Source organism: Pseudoalteromonas sp. PAB 2.2 (assembly GCF_001938575.1).
In the GTDB taxonomy this organism is placed as follows: Bacteria; Pseudomonadota; Gammaproteobacteria; order Enterobacterales; family Alteromonadaceae; genus Pseudoalteromonas; species Pseudoalteromonas lipolytica.
This window is the reverse complement of sequence record NZ_LYPI01000014.1, coordinates 144574-156931: the sequence shown is the minus strand read 5'-3', so window position 1 is coordinate 156931 and position 12358 is coordinate 144574. Positions and strand designations below refer to the sequence as shown.

At 41.9% G+C, this 12358-nt stretch carries 14 protein-coding genes; 8 read left to right on the top strand and 6 right to left on the bottom strand.

Features of this window, described 5'->3' with window-relative positions; genetic code table 11:
• Positions 1 to 267: IS3 family transposase (locus BWD47_RS13920; protein WP_143474491.1), on the top strand; the 267-nt coding region annotated here is incomplete at its 5' end.
• Between the two features lie 62 nt (positions 268 to 329).
• Here the strand turns inward: BWD47_RS13920 and queF are convergent.
• Entirely contained in the window at positions 330 to 1175 is an 846-nt protein-coding gene (gene queF / locus BWD47_RS13915) for an NADPH-dependent 7-cyano-7-deazaguanine reductase QueF (protein WP_036969589.1), read from the bottom strand.
• 59 nt (positions 1176 to 1234) lie between these two features.
• Between queF and syd the strand changes: the two genes are divergently transcribed.
• Entirely contained in the window at positions 1235 to 1774 is a 540-nt protein-coding gene (gene syd / locus BWD47_RS13910) for a SecY-interacting protein (RefSeq protein WP_036969587.1), read from the top strand.
• A 242-nt stretch (positions 1775 to 2016) separates the two neighbouring features.
• Here the strand turns inward: syd and BWD47_RS13905 are convergent, their stop codons facing one another.
• The 3 genes from BWD47_RS13905 to BWD47_RS13895 form a co-directional block, all read right to left on the bottom strand.
• On the bottom strand, positions 2017 to 2790 hold the full coding sequence (locus BWD47_RS13905; protein WP_036969585.1) for a Zn-ribbon-containing protein: 774 nt from the start codon (positions 2788 to 2790) through the stop codon (positions 2017 to 2019).
• The gene (locus BWD47_RS13900) at positions 2790 to 3056 is read right to left on the bottom strand and encodes a hypothetical protein (RefSeq protein ID WP_036969583.1); all 267 of its coding nucleotides are present in this window, start codon (positions 3054 to 3056) and stop codon (positions 2790 to 2792) included. The genes BWD47_RS13905 and BWD47_RS13900 overlap by 1 nt, the downstream gene beginning before the upstream one ends.
• 155 nt (positions 3057 to 3211) lie before the next feature.
• Positions 3212 to 3442, bottom strand: a complete 231-nt coding sequence (locus BWD47_RS13895) for a DUF2789 domain-containing protein (protein ID WP_036969581.1) — start codon at positions 3440 to 3442, stop codon at positions 3212 to 3214.
• 148 nt (positions 3443 to 3590) lie between these two features.
• Here BWD47_RS13895 and BWD47_RS13890 point away from each other — a divergent pair, with 148 nt between their 5' ends.
• Entirely contained in the window at positions 3591 to 4241 is a 651-nt protein-coding gene (locus BWD47_RS13890) for a GNAT family N-acetyltransferase (RefSeq protein ID WP_118844163.1), read from the top strand.
• Between the two features lie 675 nt (positions 4242 to 4916).
• Here BWD47_RS13890 and BWD47_RS13885 read toward each other — a convergent pair.
• Together BWD47_RS13885 and BWD47_RS13880 are read right to left on the bottom strand one after the other, a co-directional pair.
• Positions 4917 to 5216, bottom strand: a complete 300-nt coding sequence (locus BWD47_RS13885; protein ID WP_075594155.1) for a DUF3301 domain-containing protein — start codon at positions 5214 to 5216, stop codon at positions 4917 to 4919.
• The gene (locus tag BWD47_RS13880) at positions 5217 to 6245 is read right to left on the bottom strand and encodes a DUF3549 family protein (RefSeq protein ID WP_065979787.1); all 1029 of its coding nucleotides are present in this window, start codon (positions 6243 to 6245) and stop codon (positions 5217 to 5219) included.
• Positions 6246 to 6352: 107 nt separating this feature from the next.
• Here BWD47_RS13880 and BWD47_RS13875 point away from each other — a divergent pair, with 107 nt between their 5' ends.
• The 5 genes from BWD47_RS13875 (at position 6353) to BWD47_RS13855 (ending at position 12330) form a co-directional block, all read left to right on the top strand.
• Entirely contained in the window at positions 6353 to 6667 is a 315-nt protein-coding gene (locus BWD47_RS13875; protein WP_075594154.1) for a YqcC family protein, read from the top strand.
• Position 6668: 1 nt separating this feature from the next.
• Positions 6669 to 7442, top strand: coding sequence for a tRNA pseudouridine(65) synthase TruC (gene truC, locus BWD47_RS13870; RefSeq protein WP_036969558.1), 774 nt, complete (start codon positions 6669 to 6671; stop codon positions 7440 to 7442).
• On the top strand, positions 7429 to 7875 hold the full coding sequence (locus tag BWD47_RS13865; RefSeq protein ID WP_036969555.1) for a flavodoxin: 447 nt from the start codon (positions 7429 to 7431) through the stop codon (positions 7873 to 7875). The genes truC and BWD47_RS13865 overlap by 14 nt, the downstream gene beginning before the upstream one ends.
• Before the next feature lie 267 nt (positions 7876 to 8142).
• On the top strand, positions 8143 to 8874 hold the full coding sequence (locus BWD47_RS13860) for an RNA methyltransferase (protein ID WP_036969551.1): 732 nt from the start codon (positions 8143 to 8145) through the stop codon (positions 8872 to 8874).
• A gap of 60 nt (positions 8875 to 8934) precedes the next feature.
• Positions 8935 to 12330, top strand: a complete 3396-nt coding sequence (locus BWD47_RS13855; RefSeq protein ID WP_075594153.1) for a chromosome segregation SMC family protein — start codon at positions 8935 to 8937, stop codon at positions 12328 to 12330.
• Positions 12331 to 12358 lie beyond the last annotated feature (28 nt).

Here is a 12358-nt window from a genome sequence, read left to right as displayed (position 1 = left end):
AACAAACAATATCAAAATCATCTCAAGGAAAAAGGGTTGCAACAAAGTATGTCTAGAAAAGGAAATTGTTTAGATAATGCGGTTGCTGAGAACTTCTTCGGCATATTGAAGAGTGAGATGTACCACAACGAAACGTTTAAAGACGTGAATGAGCTTATTGAAAACATCAAAGAATATATCCACTATTACAACAACGAGCGTATTAAGCTGAAACTAAAAGGCCTGAGTCCGATACAGTATCGAAATCAGGCCTTGGCAGCCGCTTAAAAATGAGTCCAACTTTATGGGGTCACTTCATTTTACTCGGTTTTTTATTGCTTGAGTTCTGCTTATTGGCGATTAATTTTCACGTTAAAGGGGGTTGCGTCTTGATTCGTCGAGCGATAAGGATTGATATCTAAACCCCCTCGGCGTGTATAGCGAGCATACACTTCAAGCTCATCAATGTTTAAGTGCTGCATTAAGTCACAGTAAATACGCTCAACACATTGTTCGTGGAACTCATTGTGAGTTCTAAACGAAATCAAATACTTTAATAAGGCTTCGTGACTGATTGCTTGGCCGGTGTAACGAATGATCACGCTGGCCCAATCTGGCTGAGAGGTGATTAAACAGTTCGACTTTAAAAGGTGGCTGTGTAAGGTTTCAGATACCTTTTCATCATGGCTATGGCAAAGTGATGTTGCATCAATGTCATAACTTGAGATTTCAATATCGAGATCATCAATACACTCACCCGGTAGCGCACTAAATGGTAAGCAATTATGATCATCTGCACGATACAAAGTAACGTTCACGTTTGCATTCACTGCCGCTGACAAATCGCGTGTAAGTGCTTGGTGCACTTCTTCAGTCGATGCAAAGCGAGTTTGGTTAAAACTATTCAAATAAAGCTTGAATGACTTTGATTCAATAATATGACTACTTTGGCAAGGAAACACGAATGTAGCGACAGCAACCATCGGCTTACCTTTACTATTTAGCCATGATAATTCATAGCCTGTCCAAATATCTTGGCCCTTAAAAGGTAAGTTATCTTCGCTCACACCGAGTGCATCGCGGTTTAGTTTACGGGCAATAGGAAACAACAAGCTAGGTGTATAGGTATCAACATAGTCCGTTGACTTACCAAGCACGCTGTTTTTCAGTTCGGGGGAGTTGCTGTAATCTGTCATCTTTACACTTTTGTGGTTACAATAACGGCATTATACCTAAAGCTAATGAGTTTCGCAGTATGTCTGTTTCTTCAAAACTGGATAAGTTACACCAAGCATTTAGTGAAAAATGCCTAGAGCGTACAGGAAAGCTTCCTGTCATTGAACATGACACCGCTTGGCCAAGTCCTTGTGAACACGGTGAAGTGGACGAGCAAGGTTTAATTCAATGGCGTGCCGTTGCGCAGCAGCCAGCAGGTTCTTTAGATGACCTAGCCAGTGCGCTTGAGCTTCGCTTCCCTGAAGGGTTAAATGCGTTATTTGGCCACCTTTATGCGGGCAACGTGCTGTTAAATATAAACGATCATCATATTGAGTTATTACAAGCATGGAATGAAGACGATTTTAGCCGCCTGCAACAAAATATTACCGGGCATGTGCTTATGAAACGTAAGTTAAAACAGCCTGAGACCGTATTTATTGGCCTCACAGAGCAAGATGATTTGCTGATTACGGTGTTAGTTGAAAACGGTCAGGTGTGTTTAGAATACGTGGGCAAAAAACCGCACCACGTACTTGCTAACAGCATTAGTGAGTTTTTAGATAAGGTAACGGTTTAATACCAACCTGCAATAATACTTAATCATTTTGAGGGATTAAACTAGTCGCTACCTGCGTTAAAAATGTCTGATTTATGACTGCATGGATGCAGAGCAACACCTAAATAACGACATTTTTGCCTTGTTATAAACGCGCTTTTATTGCCTCAAAATAGACCACTTAATTAAGCACAGTGGTATTAATTAAGCGCATTGCATTGGTATAGTTTAATAAACAAAAAGGGGCTGTGTGCCCCTTATGTTTACTGAAAATCCCACGATATATTCGATACAAGGCCACAGGGCTCACATCTAAAATCAAATAAGCCAAACCATGGCTCAGGCAGTTTCCAGTCACCATCACAGCTTGGACAACGTCGTTTGAGTTCTGATTCTTTATCAATACCACCAACACGATATAAGTAATAGTAGACAGGTTTTTTAGTCAAATAACTTATTCGCTTAGTAATGTCTTTACCACGACGATACAAATCACTTTGTGTGCTCGCCATTTCCTCAAGGGCTGGAAACTCGCAACGCGTAGCGCCATTGATCTGGATTTGATCGCATGCTTGCCAGTCTTCTTGCCATTTGATCAGTGTTTTGTAATCACCATTAGCAATGGCTGGAATACGAAACAGGGGGACAGGCAAAAAGTCATCACCACAATAAAGTGGGCTGCAGGTATGCACATAAGTGGTGTATAAAATATAACACGATGGGTCCTGACACGCGTCAGCCCCATTTGAATGTATATCTTGGCCGATCACTTTCACTTTAGGCGCTAACAATCCCGCCGAGTGCAGTTGCTCAATGCTGTGTTTAACAAACGGGCTGTTGTTAAGCGGGTGCATCGCATCTTCGGTTGGGCACATAACACGCGTAATAAAATAGCCATCTTTTAAAACAGTGGGGAATTCATCACCAATTATTTGGCCATTAAATCGCAATGCATTCACAAGGCGGTTTATTGCCTGTTCAGCAAGCTCTAGGGTGGTATCTTGGTAGCAATCAAAAGTCAGATCGACAACAAACATTATTTTTTCTCAAGTAATGCTAATAACCTATCTAGTTTTGCTTCAATACGATCTAATTGACTTTCTTTTGGCGCACTAACATGTTCATTTGACGGGTTATTAATAAAATTTTTAATTGAATCCGGATTGTTTTTATACTGACTAACAGCTGCAATAATTACAGGCATTGGCATCGGTTGTGATAGTTTGCTTTTTGTTAGCGCAACTGTAGGGGTTTTACCTTCATCAAGAAGGGTTTTAATTGCATCAAATACAACGGCATTCATTTTTGTATAAACTCTGATTAAAGAATAAAAAGCACTGTAGCGTATGGGCTGCAATGCGCGCGTATGGTAGCAATAATAGAGGTGATGTGAAATTACTTTCCTTATCCATAACCCAAAATTGGTAGATTTTAGGTTATGGATAACTAATCGTGTGTTTATTGACGCAATCGGGCGTCTAATTCATCAATAACCTCACTCCACGCCCCATCTTCAGCTAAAGATTCTGCTAGAAAATGTTGCTGAGCTTCGTCCCAGAATGGAGCCTCCTGTAGTAGGGTGGTATCAGACAGCTGATGCGAGGCAATAAATGCATCGATTTCACTTTCTTTGCTGGGTAAACCTAATTGTGCAAATAAGGTCGAAATATCATGTTTTGTCGTATCCATAATTCTGCTCCTTGTGTATGGCGGTCTTTATTACTGCTCAACCATAATAATGATGAACAGCAGTTTAACTCACGCTGAATTTGTCTTTAATCGCGCTTGGGTATATACCTTATAGTCTAGTACTAAAAAAAATAAAACACAGAAAAGGATGAGTATGACAACTGTTGCTGAACCCGAGACCTTACGTGTGCAATACCTAAGTGCTGAAGATATCAGCACGGCCGCTAGCCTTATTTACCAAGCCTATCATGATGACCCCGTACTTCAGAATGTGCTGGGCTACAAAGAAGATAATCCCAGTAAGTATGAAACCAAACTACGCGCTTTAGTACGTGAAGAGCTCGCGAGCTTTTGGCAAGAAAAACAACCTTTAATTGGTTTGTACTCGCAAAGCCGATTAAAAGCCATTGCATGCGTGTTTGATTCATCCAGTGAGTTACAAGCAGAGCGCTATTGGCACTGGCGTTTAAAGTTAATGCTTAGTGCAGGATATTTACAGACAAATCAACTTATTGAAAAAGAGCGCACAATTCGTGAAATGTTAGCTGAAAAAGGGCAGTATTTGTTTTTAGCATTTATCGCTGTAGACCCTCATTTTCAGGGGCAAGGTTTAGGGCGTTACTTACTTCGAGGACTAGATGATTTAGTAGACAGCCACCAACAAGTATCGGGTTTAGCCGTATTTGTCACACGTGGTGAGCAGCGTGAATTCTTTAGTTCCGAAGGGTTCGAAGTCTTTAAAGCATTAAGCTTTAATCAGGTCGAAGGTGAGTTAATGTTCAAAGCGGCGAAAGAGTAATTGGGACGTTTTGGAAAGTAGCGTGTGCGATTTCTCTTACATTGCTGTGAGTATTATCACTTTAAAACAGTTATTTTTGTACCTAAAATGACTTATTTAAATGATTTATAAGGATTTATTGTTTTTTGCAATTTTGTGACTCAAGAAAAATTACTTTTTATGCCTATCTACATTTCAGGAATTCTCTAAACTTAACCATGTCAAGAAGACACAGGTTCAATGAATGAACTGATGCCAAGGATTAGGATTACGGCACACCAAGCACGATGCTTAAGCAGGAAGCAAAAGGACAAGTTCTAAGGAAGGCAAGGACGAACAAGGACACTGCCAGGACGCAGTACAATTGCGGAGCAATTGAAAAGGATTGACCAAAGGATGATATTAGCAGGAAGCTAAAGGAGCGTTTGGAAACGTAGAGGATAGCCAGTGAAGGCAAGTGGACGACACTAGGATGTGTTAAATGTGACATGATGTTGCATGGTGGGTGTATCGGATGTATACCCGTTCAGGGGATAGATGAAAACGGCAGCTTCGGCAAAAGTACGGATACTTTATCATGGAAGTAGCAAGATTGGGGCGTGGCTTGAAGCTACGCCTTAGTTCTTTATGGGGTTGTATTTTTAGCTGAGCAACTTAGTATTGTTAACTCGCAACTCGCAACTCGCAACTCGCAACTTAAATCTTATGCGGTGGTATCACCACACTTTTCAGCATTTCATTTTCCATAAACAGCACACCTTGATAAACACTTTGCCCATCACTTGAGAATTCAAAAATAAACTCGCTTTTAATGCCGGGTTTGCCATTTTTTAGAATGCCAATACGTCGCTTATTACATGCAACACTCACCAATTGCACATTTAACTGTTCAATTTGCCTTTGTGCATGAAGATTGGCGGCCTCAGCTACTTTTCTGTTTAACCAAAAAAAGTAGATAATGCTGCCAATAATCATGAGTGTCCATAAACCTGCCATTTACGAAAATAACCTTCCTATTGCTCGCGCGAGTGTTTCGCTGCGATTTTCTAAACGTAACAAACCTAATAAGTGAGGTCGAATAGTTGGAATTGCAACTAGGTCTGTGAAAATACTCACAAACAACTGTTCGATATCGGTGTGATGCGCACAACAATCCATAAACACATGTAGGCGCGCAGGATCTTCTAAGGTACTAAAGCAACGTCCAGCAATGGTTAAAAGCACATCTGAATGCGTGTTCATTTCAGAGTTCAATACGGCATCAACCAGTTGGGCTGTTAAACCTTGTGCTGATGCTTTTGATATACTGCGAAGTGCGGCAACGAGTGCTATCTCATCTTTTTGCTCTATGGCATTTAAGCCATAAGCTAAAAGTTGCTCCGCAAAAGCGGGAGGAATTGTAACGTGTTCAAGCATAGCGCTGAGTGGTTGTAACACTTCAACAGGCAGTTGCGGCCACGCTGATTGCAAGTTAGCTAGGTTTTTATCGTTGTCTAATCGCATTGCAAAATCAGCAATGCCTTGTACAGCAACACTTTGCCAGTTTTCAAAACCTAGGGTGCCAGAAAAATAAAGTTGTGCATATTCATAATATTGCGATGCACTTTGTTTGAGTAAGCACTTAACTTGGGCATTAAATGCGGCCAATTTATTGGCGTTTGGTGTAAATACATACGGGTTATTGTCGAGCTTGCCTTCTGCATTTTCACTGGTAATTTCGGTACCTAATGCTTCGATGACCATGTTCGCAAAATGATCACGGCTGGCACTGACTAAACGGCTTTGTTCATCGAGTGGGAACTTCAAAAACCAGACATAAGGCTCTTTGGATGCTTTGACATCCCAAAACTGAATCGCAAGCCAAGCGTGACCAGCAAGTGGGTAAGGGTAAGGGATTTTAGTTTCTTCAATCGCAAGAAATTGTTTTTTGTCTAACTTAGTGATGTGTCTACCAATATCAAAAGCACGCCATGTAGTGCCCGCAGCATCAAGAAGTTGCCCTAAAGTAGCAATTTGCTCTGTCATAAAATCCCAATCGTCGTTTATAAATCGTTATAAGATGCGAATTATACGCCATACCATGGCGCCTTGGAACAGGGTATAATAAGTCCAAAGGTTTTAAGAGTTATATAATGTATCAACAGACTTTGGCGCTGCTGCGCGAATTACAAACGACACTCCAACGTCATGAACTATGGCAAACAGCTGCAATTGATCCTGCAGCATTAAATTCATCTGTTCCGTTTTGTCATGACACCATGGCGTTTGAGCAGTGGTTACAATTTGTATTTATTGAAAAAATGCAGGTGTTAATCACCAATAACCAGCCATTGCCTCGAAACTTTGCTATTGCGCCTATGGCTGAAATGATGCTGGCACAACATGCCGGTGGCCATGATGTTATTAGTGTTTTACTAAAGCTTGATCAGCATTTGAGTGATAACTAAGATGGATGAAATTGTTAAACCGCACTATGAAGAGTTAACGGTTTTATATCGCGACGAAAATTATATCGCAATAGACAAACCGTCGGGTTTACTGGTGCATCGCTCATTTTTAGATAAACACGAAACACAATTTGCCATGCAAATGCTACGTGATCAAATTGGTCAACATGTGTTTCCGGTGCACCGTTTAGATAGACCCACCTCAGGTGTTTTATTGTTTGCATTGAGCTCAGAAGCGGCTCGAGACATGAATCAATTGTTTATTGATGGGCAAATAGAAAAGCGTTACTTAGCCTTGGTTAGGGGCTTTTTAAATGAGTCAATCTTCCTTGATAAGCCTTTAAAAGAAGAACTCGATAAAATAGCCGATAAGTTTGCTGATCAAAATAAGGCTGCACAAGAGGCGCAAACTCACTTTAACTGCTTGCACCAAGCTGCTTTGCCGATCCCAATTGGCAAATACCCCACTGTGCGTTATTCGCTAGTGGAGTGTTTTCCTAAAACGGGGCGAAAGCACCAAATTAGACGGCATTTAAAACATTTATCGCTACCGATCATTGGTGATGTAAACCACGGTGATAACCAACATAACCAATTTTTTAGAGAGCACTTTCAGCTGCGTCGTCTGATGTTATTTGCGTCTGAGCTAAAGTTTGTGCACCCTTATAATAAACAAGTAATAACGATTAGAGCCCCCCTTGGAGAGGCGATGTTAACGATTTGCCAGCAACTAGGCTGGCCAACAGAAGAAAAGGATTATTATGGCAACCATTAGTATTTTTGTCGGCAGTGTGTACGGCGGTGCAGAGCGTTTAAGTGAGCAAGTAATTGAGGTGATTGAAAAGTCACCGCACCAAGCACAGCTTATTGAAAATGGCACAGTAGAAGACATGCTGGCTGCTTCACATATATTGGTGATTACCTCGACCACAGGCCAAGGTGATATTCCTGATAATTTAGTGACATTGTACAGCCAGTTAAATGATCAATTCCCCATGTTAACAGGCAAGCAGTATGGCATTATCGCTATGGGTGACCGCAGCTATGGTGATACATTTTGTGGGGCAGGGCGCAGTTTTGATGAACTATTTCGTGATTTACAGGCAAAGCCTGTTGGTCATCGCCTTGAAATTGATGCCTGTGAAGACTTTGAACCGTGGCCGGTAACTGAGCCATGGTTAAATGAATGGCTAACAAAAATTAGCTAATAGCTTATAGCCTATTCACACGTGCCGATTGGGGAAAGCAATTGGCACGGTCTGCGACTTTAAGTGCGCTCTTACTGTGCGATACATCATTCACCGCGAGACACCTCCTGTAGTCGGTTTAACGGTGATTTTTATGATTTAAAGATTTAAATATCGGAATAATCACACTTTGCAATTAATGCCTGCCTAAATCGCGTTTAATTCTAACTGAAACTCGCATCTTTAGGTGGTTTGGGTATACTAACGGCTTCATTTTATGAGGCTGTTATGATTTCAAAAAACCAACTGAAACTTATTCGAGCATTAGGTCAGAAGAAATACCGCAAGCAATACAACCAGTATTTAGTTCAAGGTGAAAAAAATGTCCTTGAGTTATTAAACAGTGGTTTGAGTATCGCAAATATATTCGCAACACCCGCGTTTATTGCCGCGCATCGCTCAGCACTTGCAGCCCATCAAATTATCGAAGCCGATGAAGACAGTCTAACGAAAGCCAGCACCTTGGTGACCAATAACGCAGCCATTGCTGTTGTTGATATGCCAAAGCAGCAAGCATTACCCACCTCGGGCCTTATTTTAGCGCTAGACGGCGTATCAGACCCCGGTAACTTAGGCACAATTATTCGCGTGGCGGACTGGTATGGAATTAACCATATAGTGACAAGCCAAGACAGTGCCGATGCATATAATCCAAAAACCATTAGTGCAACCATGGGGTCATTTGCCCGTGTGACAGTGTCGCAAACCGATTTAACGTGCTATTTACCGAGCTTAAACCTGCCCGTTTATGGGGCTTTTTTAGCGGGTGATAATATTCATCAAGCAAAGCTTAAACAAGATGCTGTTCTTTTAATGGGCAGTGAATCGCACGGTATTCGTCCAGATTGTGAAAAGCTGGTCACTGATAAAATAACCATACCAGCTTATGGTCAGGCTGAATCGCTGAACGTAGCCATGGCAACAGGCATTATTTTAGATAATTTTAAACGTCACGCTTAACCTTTTGTTATAAAATGAGTTAAATTGCAGAATAATAATAAAAATCGGTAAAACAACTAGATGCGCTTAAGCACCATAAAGTTAGCGGGTTTCAAATCGTTTGTTGAACCCACTAAAATCCCATTTCCTGATCAAATGACTTGTGTTGTCGGGCCTAACGGCTGTGGCAAATCAAATGTTATTGATGCGGTGCGCTGGGTGCTTGGTGAAAGTTCAGCGAAGAACTTACGTGGCGATGCCATGACCGATGTTATTTTTAATGGCTCAACCAATCGTAAGCCGATTTCACAGGCCTCTGTTGAGCTAATTTTTGATAATACCAGTGGTCATTTACCGAATACATTTGCTGACAGGAACCAAGTTGCTATTAAGCGATTGGTAACGCGTGATGGGCAATCTATTTATTTTCTTAATGGCAGCAAATGTCGTAAGCGCGACATTACTGATATTTTCTTGGGAACAGGGCTTGGGCCGCGAAGCTATGCCATTATAGAACAAGGCATGATATCGCGACTAATCGAGAGTAAGCCTGCCGATTTGCGTGTGTTTTTAGAAGAAGCCGCCGGGGTGTCTAAATACAAAGAGCGCCGACGTGAAACACAAACCCGTATTAAAAGTACTCGCGAAAACCTTGAGCGCTTACTGGATGTTCGTAAAGAGTTACAAACGCAACTCGATAAACTTGCGGTACAGTCAGTCGACGCGAAAAAATACCGTGTGTTAAAAGCCACAGAGCGGACTCTAAAAGGGCAAATTGCGGTTTTAAAGTGGCAAAAGCTGCATCAACAGCAAGTTGATAAGGCTGCTGAAATAGATAAGCTTAAAGAACAAATACAGTTTTTTAAAGAAGCCCACTCTGGTCATGATGATGTTTTAGCGAGCCTTGAGAATCAAGTACAGCTTGAGCAGCAAAAATTACAAGACGCACAACACGCGCAGCACCAAACTCACACTGAGTTAACGCGTAAAGAGCAGCAACAAATCAGCTTAAAGCAACAGCAGCAAAATATTAGTCAAAACTTGATTAAGCAGCAGCAACTGCAATTGCAAAACAAAGAGTTGCAGGCTGAGCAACACGCTGCGGCTTCTTTACTGCAAGAGCAGTTACAAGAAGCGATAGAGCAAAGTTTATTATGTGCAGAGCACGTGGCCGAAGTTGAACTTCACGCATCAGAACAACATCAGCACAGACATACTGCTTCACAGGAATACCAGCGTGCATTAGAGCAAAGTCAAACGCTCAGTAGTGAGGTGACAGTAGCCAAAAATCAGCTGGCGCATTTTTCGCAATCCATCGACCAACTAGAGACACAGCTTAAACAGCTTACGGACGAAATCAGTGAGCTTGAAGCGACTCCTGTTGCGACGCAGATTACTGAGCAGCAAACTCATATTCAAGCGCTCACCAAGGAACTTGCTCAACAGCAAACGGCTCTGAATCGGCTGACACAAAATCTAGTGCAAACAGAGACAGAGCAAGCACAGTTAGCGCAAGCACTACAACGGGTGCAACAACACAGCAATGAAAATAAAGCCAGTATTGCGGCACTGAGTTCAGTCCTGAGTGAGCATGCTGACAGTGACCGCACTTCTTTATTATCGCAATTAAAAGTAACGCCAGGTTTTGAGCCTCTCGTTGAGCAAGCTTTACTGGGTCTTGAGCATTTACAGGTCAGCAAAAATGCGCAGCCTAATAGTGTTTGGTCACAGACCCTTGCTGTGCCTGATCATTCATTAGCACAATACATTGAACAGGGGATTTACCCTGAACTGCTGACACGATTTGCATTTCAAGCAACGTTTGATGAAGCGATTCTAGCAGATCCATATTGGCTCGCCGTGATTGATGAAAAGGGCTGTATTTATGGTCGTAATTTTCAAGCTGATGCAAAAAAAAACACGGACAACTCACTGCTGTTAAAACATGCCCAGTTGAGTGATGCAGAGGAACTTGATGAAGAGCTCAATGAGCAAATCGCAGACAAGCAACAGCAGCTCGACAGTCACCTTACCAAAAAGAACACGCTCATCGCTGAAAAAGAGCAACACAGAGAGCGTATTCATCACGTTGCGCAGCAAATTGCCTCAGCAAGTACTCGCAGAGACATGCTCCTTGAGCAGCAAACGCAGTGGCAAAATCAACTGGCTAAATTACAGCTGCGCAAAACGTCGCTTAAAGAGCAAATGCAAGGTGTCGTTGAGCAACAAGAAAACCAACAATTGCGCCTAGAAGACTTGCTAGAACACCACGCAACGCTTGAAAGTAACCTTGAACAGGCTAAGCAAGTGCAAATGGATGCTGACAATCAGTATCGCCAAGTTGCGTCTCAATTAGAGCATTACAAGACACTTGCCCATCAAGCGAATTTAGCGGAACAAAAAGCCCGTAGTGAGTGTCAACTCAGTGAAACAAAATTACAACATGCTGATGCAGCACATACAGCCGCAAGTGACGCTGTTTTAGAATTAACAGCGCAGTTAGAAGAGTTAGTGATACCGCTTGAAGAGACGGCAGAGCATATTGTGTTATTGCTTGAAAAACATCAACAAAGTGACGTTGAGCTAAAAAACTTGCAAGCGTCACTGACTCACGCTAAAAAGGAACTAGCGGATAAGCAGGCATCGCTTAAATCATCGCAATCAGAGCTAGTTACGTTGCAAGAACAACTGCAATCACTGGCGTTAGATGAACAAAGTTTGCTTGTAAAAGCACAAGCGGCGCTGGAGCCACTTGACGAGTTGGATCAACACTTAAAAACAGTGCTTGAAGCACTGCCAGACAATGCCAACTTAAATAGTATGCAAAGCATGCTATCTAAAACGACGCAGGGCTTACATGAACTAGGGGCGGTTAACTTAGCCGCGATCGATGAGTTTGAGCAGGCTAAGCAGCGAAGTGACTATTTAGATCAGCAACTTGATGATTTAACTCAAGCACTTAATACGCTTGAGGGCGCGATTCAAAAAATCGACCGTGAAACGAAAAATCGATTTAAGGCGACGTTTGAACAAGTAAATAGTGATTTTGGTGAGTTATTTCCAAAAGTATTTGGCGGCGGAAGCGCTTACTTAGAATTAACCAGTGATGACTTGCTTGAAAGTGGTGTTAGTATAATGGCACGGCCTCCTGGCAAGAAAAATTCGACAATTCACCTGCTTAGTGGTGGAGAAAAAGCGCTGACCGCATTATCATTGGTGTTTTCAATATTCAGGCTCAATCCAGCTCCATTCTGTATGCTAGATGAAGTGGATGCGCCATTGGATGATGCGAATGTGGGTCGTTTTTGCCGTTTGGTAGAAGAGATGTCACAATCAGTGCAATTTATTTATATCAGTCATAATAAGATTGCTATGGAAATGGCAGGCAGATTGACGGGTGTAACTATGGCTGAACCAGGCGTTTCACGTATGGTTGCCGTAGATATCGAACAAGCTGTGCAAATGGCACATGCATAAATTTAGTTTGGCATATCAAATAATAAAG

Excerpts from the sequence above, each read along its gene's own strand:
- syd (WP_036969587.1), top strand. The coding sequence starts at position 1,235 with ATGTCTGTTTCTTCAAAACTGGATAAGTTACACCAAGCATTTAGTGAA.
- BWD47_RS13905 (WP_036969585.1), bottom strand. The coding sequence starts at position 2,790 with ATGTTTGTTGTCGATCTGACTTTTGATTGCTACCAAGATACCACCCTA.
- BWD47_RS13875 (WP_075594154.1), top strand. The coding sequence starts at position 6,353 with ATGTATCAACAGACTTTGGCGCTGCTGCGCGAATTACAAACGACACTC.
- BWD47_RS13885 (WP_075594155.1), bottom strand. The coding sequence starts at position 5,216 with ATGGCAGGTTTATGGACACTCATGATTATTGGCAGCATTATCTACTTT.
- BWD47_RS13895 (WP_036969581.1), bottom strand. The coding sequence starts at position 3,442 with ATGGATACGACAAAACATGATATTTCGACCTTATTTGCACAATTAGGT.
- truC (WP_036969558.1), top strand. The coding sequence starts at position 6,669 with ATGGATGAAATTGTTAAACCGCACTATGAAGAGTTAACGGTTTTATAT.
- queF (WP_036969589.1), bottom strand. The coding sequence starts at position 1,175 with ATGACAGATTACAGCAACTCCCCCGAACTGAAAAACAGCGTGCTTGGT.
- BWD47_RS13860 (WP_036969551.1), top strand. The coding sequence starts at position 8,143 with ATGATTTCAAAAAACCAACTGAAACTTATTCGAGCATTAGGTCAGAAG.
- BWD47_RS13890 (WP_118844163.1), top strand. The coding sequence starts at position 3,591 with ATGAGTATGACAACTGTTGCTGAACCCGAGACCTTACGTGTGCAATAC.
- BWD47_RS13865 (WP_036969555.1), top strand. The coding sequence starts at position 7,429 with ATGGCAACCATTAGTATTTTTGTCGGCAGTGTGTACGGCGGTGCAGAG.
- BWD47_RS13855 (WP_075594153.1), top strand. The coding sequence starts at position 8,935 with ATGCGCTTAAGCACCATAAAGTTAGCGGGTTTCAAATCGTTTGTTGAA.
- BWD47_RS13880 (WP_065979787.1), bottom strand. The coding sequence starts at position 6,245 with ATGACAGAGCAAATTGCTACTTTAGGGCAACTTCTTGATGCTGCGGGC.
- BWD47_RS13900 (WP_036969583.1), bottom strand. The coding sequence starts at position 3,056 with ATGAATGCCGTTGTATTTGATGCAATTAAAACCCTTCTTGATGAAGGT.